The 17673-nt window shown below is 32.8% G+C and carries 13 protein-coding genes; 8 read left to right on the forward strand and 5 right to left on the reverse strand.

What is annotated here, in order from left to right; genetic code table 11:
• Window positions 1–5 precede the first annotated feature (5 nt).
• A complete protein-coding gene (locus ACJBCC_RS03670; protein WP_299098329.1) occupies window positions 6–428 on the reverse strand; it encodes an OsmC family protein in 423 nt (140 codons plus the stop codon).
• Between the two features lie 66 nt (window positions 429–494).
• Here ACJBCC_RS03670 and ACJBCC_RS03675 point away from each other — a divergent pair, with 66 nt between their 5' ends.
• The 3 genes from ACJBCC_RS03675 to ACJBCC_RS03685 all read left to right on the forward strand — a co-directional run bounded on the left by ACJBCC_RS03675 (window position 495) and on the right by ACJBCC_RS03685 (window position 8665).
• Entirely contained in the window at window positions 495–1097 is a 603-nt protein-coding gene (locus ACJBCC_RS03675; protein ID WP_299098328.1) for a carboxymuconolactone decarboxylase family protein, read from the forward strand.
• Between the two features lie 144 nt (window positions 1098–1241).
• Window positions 1242–4097: a carboxypeptidase-like regulatory domain-containing protein gene (locus tag ACJBCC_RS03680; protein ID WP_407556418.1), complete on the forward strand. Its 2856-nt coding sequence runs from the start codon at window positions 1242–1244 to the stop codon at window positions 4095–4097.
• Between the two features lie 5 nt (window positions 4098–4102).
• On the forward strand, window positions 4103–8665 hold the full coding sequence (locus ACJBCC_RS03685; RefSeq protein WP_407556419.1) for a TonB-dependent receptor plug domain-containing protein: 4563 nt from the start codon (window positions 4103–4105) through the stop codon (window positions 8663–8665).
• Between the two features lie 621 nt (window positions 8666–9286).
• Here the strand turns inward: ACJBCC_RS03685 and ACJBCC_RS03690 are convergent.
• From ACJBCC_RS03690 to ACJBCC_RS03705, 4 genes are read right to left on the reverse strand one after another with little or no spacing between them, the layout of a single operon-like run.
• Window positions 9287–9856: a uracil-DNA glycosylase family protein gene (locus ACJBCC_RS03690; protein WP_299098325.1), complete on the reverse strand. Its 570-nt coding sequence runs from the start codon at window positions 9854–9856 to the stop codon at window positions 9287–9289.
• Window positions 9857–9905: 49 nt separating this feature from the next.
• Complete coding sequence (locus ACJBCC_RS03695; RefSeq protein ID WP_407556420.1) at window positions 9906–10250, reverse strand: HopJ type III effector protein; 345 nt, start codon at window positions 10248–10250, stop codon at window positions 9906–9908.
• A 1-nt stretch (window position 10251) separates the two neighbouring features.
• Window positions 10252–10926: a 16S rRNA (cytidine(1402)-2'-O)-methyltransferase gene (rsmI, locus tag ACJBCC_RS03700; RefSeq protein ID WP_299098323.1), complete on the reverse strand. Its 675-nt coding sequence runs from the start codon at window positions 10924–10926 to the stop codon at window positions 10252–10254.
• Between the two features lie 12 nt (window positions 10927–10938).
• Entirely contained in the window at window positions 10939–11691 is a 753-nt protein-coding gene (locus ACJBCC_RS03705) for a hypothetical protein (RefSeq protein ID WP_299098322.1), read from the reverse strand.
• A gap of 92 nt (window positions 11692–11783) precedes the next feature.
• Between ACJBCC_RS03705 and ACJBCC_RS03710 the strand changes: the two genes are divergently transcribed.
• From ACJBCC_RS03710 to ACJBCC_RS03730, 5 genes are all read left to right on the forward strand, one after another.
• Window positions 11784–12431, forward strand: coding sequence for a thymidine kinase (locus ACJBCC_RS03710; protein ID WP_407556421.1), 648 nt, complete (start codon window positions 11784–11786; stop codon window positions 12429–12431).
• Entirely contained in the window at window positions 12424–13530 is a 1107-nt protein-coding gene (gene alr, locus ACJBCC_RS03715; RefSeq protein ID WP_407556422.1) for an alanine racemase, read from the forward strand. The genes ACJBCC_RS03710 and alr overlap by 8 nt, the downstream gene beginning before the upstream one ends.
• 88 nt (window positions 13531–13618) lie before the next feature.
• Window positions 13619–14020, forward strand: coding sequence for a large conductance mechanosensitive channel protein MscL (gene mscL / locus ACJBCC_RS03720; protein ID WP_299098319.1), 402 nt, complete (start codon window positions 13619–13621; stop codon window positions 14018–14020).
• A gap of 297 nt (window positions 14021–14317) precedes the next feature.
• The gene (locus tag ACJBCC_RS03725) at window positions 14318–15307 is read left to right on the forward strand and encodes an aspartate-semialdehyde dehydrogenase (RefSeq protein WP_299098318.1); all 990 of its coding nucleotides are present in this window, start codon (window positions 14318–14320) and stop codon (window positions 15305–15307) included.
• A 197-nt stretch (window positions 15308–15504) separates the two neighbouring features.
• Complete coding sequence (locus ACJBCC_RS03730; protein ID WP_299098317.1) at window positions 15505–17670, forward strand: prolyl oligopeptidase family protein; 2166 nt, start codon at window positions 15505–15507, stop codon at window positions 17668–17670.
• Window positions 17671–17673: the final 3 nt, after the last annotated feature.

Here is a 17673-nt window from a genome sequence, read left to right on the forward strand (position 1 = left end):
CTTCATTATTTGTTATGAAAATGTATTTCAGTCTTTACCGTTGCAAATTGTCTAAACATTTCCATTACACCACAGTATTTTTCAACGGATAAATTCACGGCACGTTCGCACTTTTTTTCATTTAAATCTGAACCATAAAAATGATAATCTACTTTCACTGTATGGTATATTTTAGGATGCTCATCTGTTAAATCGCCAGAAACTTCCATTTTAAAATCATCAATTTCTACTTTCATTTTATTTAAAGTAGATACTACGTCTAAACCTGAGCAACCTGCTAAAGAAGATAACATCATAGCTTTTGGTGCCATACCAGAACCTGTACCACCAAACTCTTCAGACGCATCCATCATTATAGAAGGCCATCTTGGGTTATCAGATTCAAACGTCATGTTTCCTCTCCAGTGTGTTGTTATTTTATCGGCCATTTTCTTTTAGTTTAAAAATTAGAACTCTTATCTTGTTCATTCAAAAATACTACTAAAAAAATAACTATGGCACTAGTAACTCCTTTGTCTGCAGAGCACGATTTAGAAACAAAAGAATTAGCAGAATTCTTTAACGAAACCCTTGGCTTTTGCCCTAATTCTGTATTAACCATGCAACGCAGACCTGCAATAAGTAAAGCATTTATTAATTTAAATAAAGCTGTAATGGCAAATGAAGGTAAAGTGACCTCAGCCTTAAAACGAATGATTGCTTGGGTAAGCAGTAATGCGACAGGTTGCAGATACTGCCAAGCCCATGCTATTAGAGCAGCAGAACGTTATGGTGCAGAGCAAGAACAATTAGATAATATTTGGGAATACCGAACACATGCTGCTTTTTCTGAAGCAGAACGTGCTGCATTAGATTTTAGTTTAGCTGCAAGTCAAGTACCAAATGCTGTTAATGCTGAAATAAAAGAGCGTTTGTACCAACATTGGGACGAAGGTGAAATTGTTGAAATGTTGGGTGTTATTTCACTATTTGGCTACCTCAACCGATGGAATGATTCTATGGGAACTAATATTGAAGAAGGTGCTGTTGAAAGTGGTGACAAATATTTAGGCAAACATGGCTTTGAGGTTGGTAAGCATAATGGTTCTCAGTATTAGATTATATTAATACACTTTAAAAGTTATTAAAACCTTGCTTCTTCATATGATGTAAAAGCAAGGTTTTCTATTGAGTACACTTTACTCATTGAAATGGCAAGTTCACTCATTCTGTATTTCTAAATATCATCTTCAAACATACATTTGAGTAAACCAACGCGCTTACTCATGTATAATACAGCCATTAAAATTTTATTTATTCTCTTATTATTACCACTTTTTAGCATTGCTCAAGAAGGTATTGTTACTGGTACTTTAACTACGGAAGACGATGGATTACCATTACCAGGCGCATCAATTATTGTTAAAGGAACGACTAATGGTGTTACAACTGACTTTGATGGTAATTACAGTATTTCATGTTTAGTTGGCGATATTCTAGTTGTAAATTACATAGGTATGACGCCAAGAGAAATTAAGGTAACAGCCAGTATGTTTGGTGCAAAAAACACCGTTTATGTTACTAGAATACCTATTAGACCGATAAACAGTGATGCTTATGCCAATGCAGTAAGTGGCATTAAAAAGGACGAATTAAAAACACCCAATATTGAAGACACTAAATACAGTTACAATACAAAAAACATCTATAATTCCTTGTTGCGTATTAAGGCTATTGATATAAAACCTAATGCTGTTAATCTAACCTATTTTAATCCTGATATATATTTTGAAATTGCTTTAAACTCTGCTTTAAGTTTTCAATTTGTAAAGGATAATAACTTACCTGACTTACAAACAAAATTTAGTCAAGGTGCAACGCAAAATGGCGAATTTACTTTCTTAGGACCAGAAACTGGCAACTATTTTTCTTATGGTCCGGAATTAGCACAACTAGAATTTGACGGTTCTAACTACAATTTTGATTCAAATGGACAATTGGTTGCTTTAGGTAACGGAAATGGCCAAAAAGCGAAATCTTATAAGAACTCTGTTTTTAATACAGCTATAAAAAGATCTCAAAATTTAAACCTTAATGTAGAGTCTGAAAATTGGAGTACCAATCTTAACTACACTAACAAAATTTCTAAAGACATTTTTGGACGTCAACGTACCAAAACAGATGAGCTAATGTTAAGCTTTAAAACTACAAAGCACAGAACAGGTAAACTAAACTGGGACACTTTTGTTAAATATGGAAAACGCAATAATAACCAACCAAACATCAATGGTTTTACCAATAATCTGCTTTTAAACGCTTTGGTAACACCTACAAGTTTTAGCAATTATCAAGGCAGTTTGTTGCCAAACAATACCCAACGAAGTTTTAGTCCTTCAAGTTATAATAATCCTGAATGGCTTTTTAATAATCATAAGAATTACGATGATAATGATTTATATGTAATTAGTCTTCAAAATGAAATTGAGCCTAGTGATAATTTCAAAATTCGAAGTCATATAAATTATAAAACTACCAAGAACGAACAAAGCTTTGGAGCTGTTGCTAACACAATAGGTTTTGAAAACGGCTATTTAAGTAAAAAACATATTAATAGAAACACATTTAACGCAACTCTATTACTAGATTACGAGATAGATCTAGGAGAATTTAACCTAAATCTAAATTCTGTTACAACCTATAGCCATCAAAATCTTAAGTATCAATTTAAAGAATCTGAAGGATTTAGTGAATTTTCATTTTCAAATCCAAGTAACACAACCGAAGTAAACAATTCGCTTTTTCAAAATATTTTAAGACTGAAACAATTTGTAGAATTTTCGCATTCTCATGGTACTAAGTTGAGTTTTAGTAATGATTCTTATGTATCATCAATACAAGGAAATAAGTTGTTTTTACCAACATCTATTTTAAGCGTAGATGTATTAGACCTTATTCATATTTATGATTTTCGATACATCTATTTAAGCGCAAGCAGTGCTTTTGATGTTAGCGGATTACCTTTATTCTACACTAATCAAAGCCACAATAGTTTAGGGTTATCGCCTTCTGAAAGTTTAACTTATACCAGCAATACAGACCTGTTTACAAATAAAAGTATAGAACTAGAAAATAACCACGATTATGCATTTAATGCCGAAATTGGGTTCTACGCTTTGGGTATCAACTGGGATTTTGAAGCCAGTTACTTTGGCTCTCTAACAGAAGGTAGTGTGTTTCCTGTTTTGGAAAATAACAATTTTTCGCTTAAAAACATTGCTGATATTAGTAATAAAGGTTTTGAATTCAATCTTGAATTTTATAAATATTTCGATGAATTAAAGTGGATTCCTAGACTACGATTTTTTACAAATAACACGGAAGTAAAAAAATTATATGATACACAAACACGAGTTCCTATCGATGGTTTTAATTCCGTTTCAAAAAACCTAATTGTTGGCGAATCTGCAGGTGTAATTGTAGGCACAGCATACCAAAGAGACGAACAAAATAATATTGTTATTGATGCTAATGGTTATCCTATTGTTGATGCTGAACAACAAATTATTGGTGATCCTACACCAGATTTCACACTCGGATTTTCTAACGCATTACACTGGAAAAAACTAAAATTAAATCTAGTATTCAACTACCAAAAAGGAGGTGATGTTTGGAATGGCACACAAAACGTGCTCAACTATTTTGGTGTATCTCAACAGTCTGCAGACCAAAGATCCATCACAAACTATATTTTTAACGGTATTACAGAGCAAGGTACACCTAACACAACAACGGTAGATTTTTATAATGCAGCAAATGGTATTGAAAACAACCGTTTTGTAAGGTATGGATTTGATGGTGTTGCAGAAACAGCTATAGAAGACGCTAGTTTTTTCAACATTAAAACAATCGAACTTTCTTATGATTTCGTAAAAGAATATGATTCCTTTTTTAGACAATTTGAAGTCGGATTGTATGCTACAAATTTATTCACGATAACCAAATATAAAGGCGCTACGCCGTTTTCAAGTCTTTTTGATACTAACTCTGGCAATAACCTCAACTTTTTTAATACACCTATAATTTCTGAAGTTGGGTTTAGAGCAAAACTTAAAATATAGTAACGATGAAATATATAAAACAACATATCAAAATTCTAACATTAATAGTTTGCATTGGTATATCCTTTTTATCATTTAAAGCTTACAAAGCCATTAATAATCCATTAGAAAAAATCTATACACAAACCGATAGACCCTTCTACTTCCCAAGTGAAACCATTTGGTTTAAGTCTTATGTGGTTGGCACAGATCATACCATTTCAACCTTAAGTGATATTATGCATGCAGAACTTATTTCGCCAAAAGGTGCGGTTGTAAAATCATTAATATTAAGCATAAACCAAGGTTATGCCTATGGCGACTTTGATATTGATAAAAATTGGGTTGGTGGAATCTACACGCTTAAATGTTACACCAACTGGATGAATAATTTTGGCGACGATGCCTTTTTTACTAAAAAAATTACAGTACAAAAAGTTGTAAAACCGAATCTCCTGATGCGTTTAAAATTTGAAAAAGAAGGCTATGGGAAATCGGCTAAGGTTATCTCTAATTTTGAAGTAAAAGATTTAAAAAATAATCCTCTAGCTCATACTAACATTACATACACAGTTAGTGTAAAAGGAAAAATAATAATTACCAAATCTGACATTACAGACCAAAAAGGGCAACTTAAACCAACGTTTACGCTACCTGAAAATTTAGAATCCTCAGATGTTGTTTTAAATGTATTAGTTGATTATAAAGGCACAACAGAATCTATCTCTAGAGCTGTACCCGTTGTTCTAAATACCTTAGACTTACAATTTTTACCTGAAAGTGGAAAAATAATAGCAGGTACTTTAAACAAAGTTGCTTTTAAAGCACTTAATGAATTTGGAAAACCTGTAGATGTAAAAGGAAATATATTAGACGAGAATAATGTTGTAGTTTCAAATTTTGAAAGTTTTCACGATGGTATGGGAAGTTTTAATTTTAATCCTAAAAAAAGCACAACATATTTTGCTCAACTCACAGAACCATTTGTCTCTGAAGAATTAATTCCACTTCCAAAAATTCATGACAATGGTGTACGGTTTTCTGTAATTACAGATAGTCTTTTAACTCAGGTTCATCTATTCTCAACCTATTCTACAAATTTATTTCTTGAAGTTTCTAATGCCAATGGTTTGCTTACAAAGAAGAAAATTTCTAACCATCAAAATCTGGTTTTAAACACTGAAGATTTTCCAATAGGAATTACAAAATTCAGCATTAAAAACGAGTTTAATAGCATCTTTGCAGAACGCTTGGTGTTCATCAATTCGCACAAGCAATTGCACATTGATCTTACTTTAGATAAAGAAACTTACAATACGAGAGAAAAAGCTAAGCTTATTATTAAAACCTATGATAGTAACAATAAGCCAATTCCTGCAAACTTATCTCTAGCCATTGCAGATCATAAGTTACTCTCATTTGCAGATGATAAACAAGATCATATTTTGTCTTATCTACTATTGTCTTCAGAATTAAAAGGAAAGATACATAATCCTGATTTTTACCTCAATCCTAATGAAGTAAAATCGAAGAAAGCTTTAGATTATTTAATATTAACTCATGGTTGGCGAACGTATATTGATCAACCAAAAATCACTTTAGACAATGCCGAATTTTTACCCGAACAAAGCGCTATTCAATCTGGCATTGTACTTAACAAAAAAGGAAAACCAACAGCTGCCAATTTATTACTTTTTGATGATAATGGAACTAAGGTACTCGTTTTTAAAACTGCAGAAGATGGGTCTTTCAATTTTAAATATCAGAAAAACCGGAGTCTAACTTTATTAGCTTATAAAGACAATGGAGAAAGCTTAGTCATAAAAAAAACAACTCTAAAAAAAGGCAATTACGGCAATGAAACTGAAAATAATAACACAGAAAACAAGGATGGTTTTAAAGCTTTTATAAAAAACGAAAAATTATTAAAGAAACCTATAAAACAAAAAGCAATAGCGCATATTGGTTTAGAACAAGATGATAGTAGTCTAGATGAAGTAGTGGTCGTTGGTTATGGTACAATGAAAAGGAGCCAATTATCTGGTGCTATTGCACATGTCAATGCTGAACAAATTGACACTAATAGTTCTGTCATTAATGTATTATCAGGTAAGATTGCTGGTGTAAATATAGTAAATGGAAGTGGTCAACCAGGAAATTCACCGACAGTGAGAATAAGAGGTTTCGGCTCACTATCGGGAAACAATGAACCATTAATTGTTATTGATGGCGTTCCTTATGAGGAGTCGGTTTTTGCAGATTTAGATTCTAACCAAGTTTCTTCCGTTACAGTTTTAAAAGATGCTGCAGCAACCTCGTTATATGGCAGTAGAGGCGCTTATGGAGTCATCGTTATTTCCACAAAAGATGGGCTAAGTTATGGTCGTAAAAAGAGATTAAACAACCATAAATATAATAACTACGCAGTGCATCAATTCTATAATTTCAATACAATATACACCCATACGCCAAACACCTTTTACATGCCAAAATACGAAGGCACAGCACTACCTGAAGAACGTACAGACTTTAGGCAAACCATATATTGGAATCCAGTTGTACAAACAAATGCTGAAGGTTTGGCTGAACTAGAGTTTTATAATTCTGATGCCATTACATCTTTTAAAATTACAGCTGAAGGTATTGGATTCAATGGACTTGTTGGTAAACAAGATAAATTATATGCGACCAAAAAAATGTTGAATGTAGATTTTAAAGCACCAAATTATATGGTTTTAAATGACATCATTTCATTACCAATTACCATTTCTAATGACACCGAAAAAACACTAGAAACTAAACTAGAAATTATACTTCCTAAACATTTAAAATTAGTAGAATCTTTTAAAGATAGCGTAACTATTAAAAGCCATAGTGCTGTTACAAAAATCATTAAAGTTATTCCTATTGAAAAAGGTGAAGCTATTGAGATTGCCATAAGAACAATGTCTGAAAATTATAAAGATGTGGTAAAAAAACAAGCCACCATTTTAAGTCCTTACTTTCCAACAGAATTATCTTTATCTGATTCAAAATCTCAAAGTTTTGAGTTTCAACTTAATCATGTGGTTGAAAACTCGCTCTCTGCAGAATTTAATATTTATACTGATGTGATTGGTGATGTAATGAATGGTATAGAAGCATTAATTCGCGAGCCTCATGGCTGTTTTGAACAAACATCTTCATCTACATATCCTAATATTATGGTATTAAAATATTTGAAAGAATCAGGAAAAAGTAATCCAGAAATTGAAGCAAAAGCTTTAGATTTTATCAAAAAAGGATACAAACGACTCATCAGTTTTGAAACCTCGGAAGGTGGTTTTGAATGGTTTGGAAACACACCTCCTCACGAAACATTAACCGCTTATGGTATTTTAGAATTCACAGAAATGAAAGCCATTTACAAAGATGTAGATCAAAAAATGATTGATAGAACTGTACAATGGTTACTTAGCAGAAAAGACGGAAAAGGTGGATTTAAGAAAAGTGAAAAGGGTTATGATAGTTTTGCGAGTTCACCATCTGATGTTGCAAATGCGTATATCATTTACGCATTAAGCGAAGTAAAAATCGAAGCAGATCTTTCTTTAGAATATACAACAGCTTTCAATGATGCTATTAAAAGTAATGACACCTATAAAATGGCATTATTGGCTATGACGAGTTATAACCTCAATAAAACTGAAAATGCTCAAGTCTTAATTGAAAAAATTAAAAACAATATAGAAAATAATGGCTTTGAAAAATTGCCTGTAGAAAATACCATTACAAGATCTTATGGCAACTCAAAAAATATTGAAACCACAGCGCTAACTTTATTAGCATTGATGCGAGAAGCTACAACGGCAGACATTTTAATTACAAAAGGTATTGATTATTTGGTTAAGCAAAGACAGTATAACCGTTTTGGCTCTACACAAGCCACTGCAATGGCCTTAAAAGCACTAATTAATTATACCAAGATGCAAAATCAAAAAATGATCAATGAAAATGATAGCATTACCTTATTGATTAATGGAAAATCAATAAAAAGAAAACTAGAAATAACAACAGATGGAAAAATTACTATCCGAAATATTGAACATTATTTTTCAACTGGTAAACAAAACATAGCTGTTAAATTTAACAATCCTAAAACCGAATTTCCATACAGTATAAACCTTACTTGGGACAGTACATTACCTAACAGTTCTGACCAATGTCCTTTACAACTTAAAACTACAATCTTGGAAAACGATTATGCGGTTGGTGACAATGTAAGTTTCTCAATTAACGTGACCAACACAAAAGCAGAACCACTCGCTATGACAACAGCTATTATTGGGATTCCATCTGGTACAACGGCACAACCTTGGCAACTAAAAAAGCTATTAGAAGAACATAAAGCAGCATACTACGAAGTTTTTGACAACTATTTAGTGTTTTACTGGCGAGAATTTAGAGCCTCAGAAACCAAAAATATAAGACTAGATCTAAAAGCAGATATTGCTGGCAATTACCAAGCACCTGCAAGTACTGTTTATTTGTATTATGGTGACGAGAACAAAACTTGGATTTCTGGGAATGAATTACAGATTGCTGACTAAATAACTTTGTCACTCCTGCGAAGGCAGGAATCTAAATTGATAAACGTTTAAAGTGCTTCGCTTTTAAATAAATTAGATTAAAACCTTACTAGAAATAGTGAGGTTTATTTAATTATGCCACACACAAAAGGGACAGTTTTACAATATGGTAAAATTGTCCCCTTTTTATTTTAAAAAAATCAACCACCATTCGATTCATCTTTAAAAATTATTTGAACCAAAACCACACAAACAACTGTTTAACAGATATTTAATTCCATGTTTTTACTGTCCTTTTTTTTTAATAGTGTCAATAGTACCTTGCAAACGAAATCATAGTTAATTGTAAACATGTGTTATAATTTAGCTTAAATAAACTATCAATGGAAATATTTAAATTCACAATCGTATTTATAACCTTAATAATTAGTGTCTGTTTCGTAATATTTCTAATATGGGTTCTTATAATGGTTCGTGAACTAAGAGATACACCTAATCAGAAGATTGAAGCATTAGGTAATTTTTTTAGTAAGATTCCTGTGGAAAGGTTCTTCAATCTACTATCAAAGAAAAACGTAAAAAAGAAATATAAAGACTAGTATATTATGCATTATTCCCAATAACTGGATAAGTCAAAATTCTTTACCGCTTCAATAATTCTTCTATCTTCTTCTGCAACTCATCCACAACCAACTCCTCAAACCAAGGATTCTTACTTCGCCAAAAACGATTCGTAGGCGATGGATGCGGAATCGGAAAATATTTGGGCAAATAGTCCTTGTAATCGCCAACACGCTCTGTCAAGTTTTTTTTATCTTTTAAATAATACTTCTGTGCATAAGCGCCAATTAAAATAATTAACTCAACATTTGGCATTTTTTCTAATAATGGCGTATGCCATTGTGGAGCACATTCTGGTCTTGGTGGTAAATCTCCTGTTTTTCCTTTTCCAGGATAGCAAAATCCCATAGGTATAATGGCAAAATTTTCTGTGTTGTAGAATTGCTCGTCTGTGACATTAAGCCATTGTCTTAATTTTTTCCCACTTTGGTCATCCCAAGGAATTCCGGAATTGTGAACTTTTGTTCCAGGTGCTTGGCCAATTATTACAATTTTAGATTTAATATGAGCGGTAGCAACTGGTCTTGGACCTAATGGTAAATGTGCTTTGCAAATAGTGCATTGGCTTATGTTATGAAGTAAATCTTCCAAAGGAAATAAATTTAATTAGATCCTGAAATAAATTCAGGATGACAACGAATTACTTCTTTTTTAGTGGGAATTGTTTAAAGCTTAAGCCTTCAAAACCTGAAATCATGAAATTTCTAATGTTTTGGTGTCCTGTTCCGTTTGGTTCTTTTAAAACATCTTCAAAATAATAACTTCCAAAACAAGCCAAGGTTTCTTTTTTGGTTAAATTCTGGTCTTTTGCAAAAGCAAATAACTTACAAGAACCTGAGTTTTGACCTTCGTCATTTTCTAGTGTTCCATTAGTAAAAGCACTTGGTGTAAACACATAATTTTCTTCTATTACTGTCATTGTTTCAGAAAAATCCGTTGACTCTAAATTAGACTTCAATTTATTTATAAATTCGTTTAAAATCATATTATTTGCTTTTTCCTCCTACAATTATAACTATTTCACCTTTTGGCGGTTTGTTAGTGTAATGTTCTAAAACTTCTTTTGCCGTTCCTCGTATAGTCTCTTCGTAAAGTTTAGTTATTTCTCTAGACACAGAAACTGGTCGGTCTTCTCCAAAATATTCACAGAAATGCCCTAAGGTCTTCACCAACTTGTGTGGACTTTCGTAAAAAATCATGGTTCTGGTTTCTTCAGCGAGTAGTAAAAAACGTGTTTGCCTCCCTTTTTTAACCGGCAGAAATCCTTCAAAAACAAACTTATCATTGGGTAAACCACTATTTACTAAAGCTGGTACAAAAGCTGTTGCACCCGGCAAACAATCTACTTCAATATTGTTTTCAACGCATGCTCTTACTAATAAAAATCCAGGATCTGAAATAGCTGGTGTGCCAGCATCACTAATAACTGCAATGGTTAAACCAGCTTTTAATTTTTCAATTAAATGATTAACCGTTTTATGCTCATTGTGCATATGATGGCTTTGCATCTGTGTAGTGATTTCAAAATGCTTTAAAAGTTTCCCTGAAGTTCTGGTGTCTTCAGCCAAAATTAAATCCACGTCTTTTAGAACCTCAACAGCTCTAAAAGTAATGTCTTTTAAATTTCCTATTGGTGTTGGGACAAGGTAGAGTTTGCTCATCTAATAAATTTGTTAACTAAATTTCCCTTCTACCAACTCCATAAAACGCGTTTCAAATTCCTCTTTTCCTGCCCAATTATTATAGTCTGGTTTAACCATATCTAATATTAATTGTTTTGTTTCATCTAAAGAATGCATCGTGTTAATCTGAGAAATCACACGATCATAATCTTCATTTTTACCATCAAACAAATGTTTAATAAATGCCAACTTATCATTGAGACCAATATTAAGTCGTTTCCCTTTTAACTTATCATTTAATGATTTCTTAGCAGAATCTGCCTCTCGTTTTTTAGCGTCTTCAATGGGTTCAAATTCTGGGATTTCTTCAAAACCAGAAGTAATGTTTTCAAATTCAACAGATGTTGACGTTTTTATATCATTTGGTAACGCTTTTTCTAATAGTGCATCTTCAGGTTCAGATTCTTTTGGCATATGTTCAAACATATCCTTTATTTTGGTCATCACAGGTTCCATAATGCCATCATCTTCAACCTCATCTACATTAACATAGGTTCTGTCTTCAACTTCTATATTATCACTTACCTTATTATTAAAAGCGGTATCTAACATGTCAAAAAACGAAGAGTCGTTACCAATGGTTGGCATATTCTCTTCAAAATTTTCTTGAGCAAATTTTAAAACCGTTAACTTTTCATAAAGCTGAGAAACTTCCGCATGCAATTGATCTACATCCTCTCTTCCTTTTAATTTTAGAATCCTATGTGCAATGCTAACTAATTCTGATTCTAATTTCTTTTTCATCTTTTCGTAAGTTTTACTTTTGATTTTTAATAAATTTGCGAGACCTTTATAAAAATCGAAGACGCACTTCGATTTAGTGCTAAAATTACAAAATGTTTCTCGAAAATACAGTAAATCAGAAAGAACAATTTGGGTGGATTGAAGTCATCTGCGGATCGATGTTCTCTGGCAAGACCGAAGAATTAATTAGACGACTTAAGCGCGCACAATTTGCAAAACAAAAGGTTGAAATTTTTAAACCTGCTGTAGATGTGCGTTATGATGAAGAAATGGTGGTTTCTCATGATGCCAATGAAATACGCTCAACACCTGTACCTGCTGCTGCTAATATTCCTATTTTAGCAGACGGCTGTGATGTGGTTGGTATTGACGAAGCTCAATTTTTTGATGATGAAATTGTTAGAATTTGTAATGATTTAGCCAATAAAGGCATTAGAGTTATTGTCGCTGGTTTAGATATGGATTTTAAGGGGAATCCTTTTGGTCCAATGCCAAATCTTATGGCAACTGCAGAGTATGTTACTAAAGTACATGCGGTTTGTACTAAAACAGGGAATTTAGCACAATACAGCTACAGAAAAGCATTAAGTGATGATTTAGTTTTACTTGGCGAAGTAGACGAATATGAACCTTTAAGTAGAGCAGCTTACTATAAAAGTATGCAACGCGATAAACTTAGACAACTTAAAGTAAATGATGCCGAAGAAATAGATTCTAAAGACCAAATAAAAGATGTCTAAAGCCTTAGAAACTGTTCTTGAAATTGATTTAAGTGCGCTTACTCATAACTTCAAATACTTAAAGTCTAAACTACAGCCGCAAACCAAATTTTTAGCTGTAGTAAAAGCATTTGCTTATGGAAGCGATTCCGTAGAAGTAGCAAAACACCTTGAAAAACTAAACGTAGATTATTTTGCCGTGGCTTATGTAAAGGAAGGTGTTGCACTTAGAGATGCAGGTATTGAGACGCCAATATTAGTGCTTCATCCACAATCTATAAATTTTAGAACGCTTATTGAGCGTTGTTTAGAGCCTAGCATTTATAGTACACATGTTTTAGATGAATTTATTAAAGTGGCAGAAGCACAAGCTCAAAGTAATTATCCAATTCACTTAAAATTTAATACAGGTTTAAATCGCCTTGGGTTTAAAGAGAGTGATATTGAAACAATCGTAGCTAAACTCAAAAAAACAGTATCCATAAAAGCAACTTCTTTATTTTCTCACTTGGCTGCAAGTGAGGATCCCAAAGAAGCAGACTTTACAACGCTTCAAATTAACAGGTTTAAAACTATCGCAAATTTATTTGAAAAAACATCTGGCTTAACACCTTGGTTGCATTTATGTAATACCTCTGGCATTATTAATTATACTGAAGCCCATTTAGATATGGTAAGATCTGGTATAGGACTATATGGTTTTGGCAATTCTGCAGAAGAAGACAAAAAACTTAAACCTATTGCGAGTTTAAAATCCGTAATTTCTCAAATTCATAGTATTGAAAAAGATGAAACCGTAGGTTACAACAGAGCTTACACTTCTATTGGTACAGAACGTACAGCAACCATACCAATTGGCCATGCAGATGGCATTAATCGAATTTATGGTAATGAAAATGGCTATGTAATTATTAACAACAAAGAAGCTCCAATTTTAGGAAATGTCTGTATGGACATGATAATGGTTAATGTTACCAACATAGATTGTAAAGAAGGTGATGAAGTTATAATTTTTAACGCAGACTATAAAGCAAGCAGCTTATCTAATTCTGCAAAAACCATTTCTTACGAAATTATAACCTCTGTTTCTCAGCGTGTTAAACGTATTTTTTTAAGGTAATTTTACATTTTTTTAACATGTTGTGACTTTTTCTGCTAACTTTGTGTCTCAACTAACACATTAACTAACTATTAAAAAACATTAAATTATGTTAAAAGAATTTAAGAATTTTATCATGACAGGCAACGTTGTAGAATTTGCAGTTGCTGTTATCATGGCTGGTGCAATTGGAGGCGTTGTTACAGGATTTGTAAACAACATCGTTATGCCAGTTGTAGGTCACTTTTCTGGTGGTATGGACTTCGCAGATAAGAAAATCATTTTAGATGAGGCAATCGTTGATGCTGCAGGTGCAGTTACAACTCCTGAAAACGCAATAATGTGGGGAAGTTGGATCAATACAATCATCAACTTATTAATTGTAGGTTTAGTTATGTTCTTTATTGTTAAGGCATATAACAAAACTAAAGCACCAGTTGAAGAGCCAGCTCCAGCAGGACCTTCTGAGCTTGACATCTTAAAAGAAATCAGAGATTCATTAAAAAAATAAAAGACGTATAGCGTCATCGCTACACTCATATTTTTTAATTAAACCCAGACTAAAAAGTCTGGGTTTTTCTGTTTTTAGACTTTTTATTGCTAAACCAATAATTTAAACGCCTTATTTTTATCACATTTTTAAGACTATTTACAAGGTGTTACTTGAAGAAATACTCTAATTTTGAGACCTTTGAAAAACAACAATTATTAAATTCGTAAATCTCACTTATTAAAATCATTCTTGCCATTAAAGATGGTAAAATTGCGAATAATACGTGAATCTCTTATTAACAATAAATAAATACAAATGAAAGTAGCTATCGTAGGTGCAACAGGCTTAGTAGGAAATGTAATGCTTAACGTTTTAGAAGAACGTAATTTCCCTGTAGATGAATTATTATTAGTCGCTTCTGAGCGTTCAGTAGGTAAAAAAATAAAATTCAAAGGAAAAGATATCTCTGTAATTAGTATTCCTTCTGCTATTGAGGCAAAACCAGATATTGCATTGTTTTCTGCAGGTGGATCTACATCATTAGAATGGGCTCCTAAATTTGCCGAAGTTGGTACAACTGTTATTGATAATTCTTCTGCTTGGAGAATGGACCAAACCAAAAAATTGGTGGTTCCAGAAATTAATGCAACGGAGTTAACTAAAGCAGACAAAATTATTGCTAACCCAAACTGTTCTACTATTCAAATGGTAATGGCATTAGCACCATTACATTCAAAATATAAAATTAAACGAATCATTGTTTCTACATATCAATCTGTTTCAGGAACTGGTGTAAAAGCGGTTGAGCAAATGGAAAATGAAATCGTAGGAAAAGAAGGCGATATGGCTTACCCTTATCCTATTCATAAAAACGCAATTCCACATTGTGATGTTTTTGAAGATAATGGTTACACCAAAGAAGAAATGAAATTGGTTAATGAAACTCAAAAAATATTAGGTGATCGTTCAATCGCTGTTACTGCAACTGCGGTAAGAATACCAACGGCTGGTGGACATAGTGAAGCTATAAATGTAGAGTTTGAAAACGAGTACGATGTTGCTGACGTTAGAGCACTTCTAAATGATACAGATGGTATAACTGTTCAAGATAATTTAGAAACAAATACATACCCAATGCCAATGTATGCTCATGGAAAAGATGATGTCTTTGTTGGACGAATTAGACGTGATGGCTCTCAACCAAATGCCCTTAATCTGTGGGTTGTTAGTGACAACCTTAGAAAAGGAGCTGCTACAAACACTGTACAGATAGCAGAATTTCTTGTAAAGAATGAATTAGTATAAGAAAGGTTATTAATTAATTGAAACTCAAAATAGCGATAAATTCGTGTGTTTCAACTAATTATTTAATTACTTTGTTATAATTGTTTTTATATTGCACTCCCCTTTTACCTTTAATATTTTCGTCTTTAGGCCCTAACCTGAAGACGAAAATATTATATTTGAAATAATGAACCATTTATTTCAATAAAACCTAATTTATGAAAAAATTACTCCTAGTTGCTTTAGCACTATGTACTGTTGTTTCATGTAAAAACGAAACCGAAAACGTGAAACCAATTTCTATAGATTATCCTGAGACTAATAACGTAAATGTTGTTGATACTTTATTTGGAGAAGCCATTGTAGATCCTTATCGCTGGTTAGAAGACGATAAGAGTAAAGAAACTGAGGATTGGGTAAAAGCTCAAAATAGTGTGACTTTTGGTTACTTAGACAATATTCCTTATCGAGAAGAGCTAAAAGAAAGACTTACCAAGCTATGGAATTACGAAAAAATTGGCTCACCTTTTAAAGAAGGAGATTATACTTATTTCTACAAAAATGATGGTTTACAAAACCAATATGTTATTTATAGATATAAAACCAACGCAGATCCTAGTACAGCAGAAGTATTTTTAGACCCAAACACCTTTAAAGAAGATGGTACAATATCTTTAGGAGGTACAAGTTTTTCTAAAGACGGAAAAACATTGGCTTATGCTATTTCTGAAGGTGGAAGTGATTGGCGTAAGGTTTTAATAATGAATACAGAAACTAAAGAAATCATTGAAGATACTTTAGTTGATATAAAATTTAGTGGTATGTCTTGGTATAAAAACGAAGGCTTTTACTACTCTAGTTACGACAAACCTATTGGTAGTGCGTTATCTGCAAAAACAGATCAGCACAAAGTTTACTACCATAAGCTTGGAACAAAACAATCAAAAGATCAATTAATTTTTGGTGGTACACCTGAAGAAAAACACAGATATATTTATGGTGGTGTAACTGAGGATGATCATTATTTAGTGATTTCTCCTCGTGTTTCAACTTCTGGAAATAAACTCTATATAAAAGACTTAACCAAAACAAATGCACCATTAATTGAAATTTTAGGGCACACAGATTCAGATACTAATATTATTGAAAATGTAGGTTCTAAACTTTATATAATGACAAACTTAGGAGCTCCAAATGAAAAAATAGTTACTGTTGATGCGTCTAATCCAACACCAGAAAATTGGGTAGATTTTATTCCTGAAACCGAAAACGTATTAAGTCCCTCAACTGGTGGTGGTTACTTTTTTGCAAATTATATGGTTAATGCAGTTTCTAAAGTATTGCAATATGATTACGATGGTAAATTAGTCAGAGAAATAGAATTACCTGGTGTAGGAAGTGCTGGAGGATTTGGAGCAAAGAAAAAAGATGCAGAGCTATATTATTCGTTTACAAACTATGTAACGCCTGGAAGCATTTACAAATATAATATTGAAAAAGGGACTTCAGAATTGTTCAGAAAACCAGACATCGATTTTAATCCGGAAAATTACACGAGCAAACAGATTTTTTATAAGTCTAAGGATGGTACAAAAGTACCAATGATTATAACACATAAAAAAGGCCTTGAACTTAATGGTAAAAACCCAACCATTCTTTATGGTTATGGTGGATTTAATGTGAGCTTAACTCCAAGCTTTAGTATTGCTAATGCCGTTTGGATGGAACAAGGTGGTATCTATGCAGTGCCTAATTTAAGAGGTGGTGGAGAATATGGAAAAGCTTGGCATGATGCAGGTACTAAACTTCAAAAACAAAATGTGTTTGATGATTTTATAGCAGCAGCTGAATATTTAATTTCAGAAAATTATACGTCTTCAGATTATTTGGCAATTAGAGGAGGCTCAAATGGTGGCTTATTAGTTGGCGCTACAATGACACAGCGTCCAGATTTAATGAAAGTTGCATTGCCAGCTGTAGGTGTTTTAGATATGCTTCGTTATCACACATTTACTGCAGGAGCAGGTTGGGCTTATGATTATGGAACTGCTGAAGACAGCAAAGAAATGTTTGACTATCTCAAGGGCTATTCACCAGTACATAATGTAAAAGAAGGTGTAAAATATCCGGCAACAATGGTAACTACAGGAGATCATGACGATCGTGTAGTACCAGCACACAGTTTTAAATTTGCTGCAGAATTACAAAGTAAACAAGCAGGAAACAACCCAACTCTTATAAGAATTGAAACCGATGCTGGTCATGGTGCGGGCACACCTGTTAGCAAAATTATTGAACAGTATGCAGATATCTATGGATTTACACTTTACAATATGGGATACGAAGTGTTGCCAACTAAAACAGAAGAAAAAGTAAAAGGGTAATAT

The organism is Winogradskyella sp. 4-2091, assembly GCF_045765065.1.
Taxonomy (GTDB): Bacteria; Bacteroidota; Bacteroidia; order Flavobacteriales; family Flavobacteriaceae; genus Winogradskyella.

Bases quoted from the DNA above. Each gene is read 5' to 3' on its own strand.
- ACJBCC_RS03670 (WP_299098329.1), bottom strand. From the start codon at position 428: ATGGCCGATAAAATAACAACACACTGGAGAGGAAACATGACGTTTGAA.
- ACJBCC_RS03675 (WP_299098328.1), top strand. From the start codon at position 495: ATGGCACTAGTAACTCCTTTGTCTGCAGAGCACGATTTAGAAACAAAA.
- ACJBCC_RS03685 (WP_407556419.1), top strand. From the start codon at position 4,103: ATGAAATATATAAAACAACATATCAAAATTCTAACATTAATAGTTTGC.
- ACJBCC_RS03695 (WP_407556420.1), bottom strand. From the start codon at position 10,250: ATGATTTTAAACGAATTTATAAATAAATTGAAGTCTAATTTAGAGTCA.
- rsmI (WP_299098323.1), bottom strand. From the start codon at position 10,926: ATGAGCAAACTCTACCTTGTCCCAACACCAATAGGAAATTTAAAAGAC.
- ACJBCC_RS03705 (WP_299098322.1), bottom strand. From the start codon at position 11,691: ATGAAAAAGAAATTAGAATCAGAATTAGTTAGCATTGCACATAGGATT.
- ACJBCC_RS03710 (WP_407556421.1), top strand. From the start codon at position 11,784: ATGTTTCTCGAAAATACAGTAAATCAGAAAGAACAATTTGGGTGGATT.
- alr (WP_407556422.1), top strand. From the start codon at position 12,424: ATGTCTAAAGCCTTAGAAACTGTTCTTGAAATTGATTTAAGTGCGCTT.
- mscL (WP_299098319.1), top strand. From the start codon at position 13,619: ATGTTAAAAGAATTTAAGAATTTTATCATGACAGGCAACGTTGTAGAA.
- ACJBCC_RS03725 (WP_299098318.1), top strand. From the start codon at position 14,318: ATGAAAGTAGCTATCGTAGGTGCAACAGGCTTAGTAGGAAATGTAATG.
- ACJBCC_RS03730 (WP_299098317.1), top strand. From the start codon at position 15,505: ATGAAAAAATTACTCCTAGTTGCTTTAGCACTATGTACTGTTGTTTCA.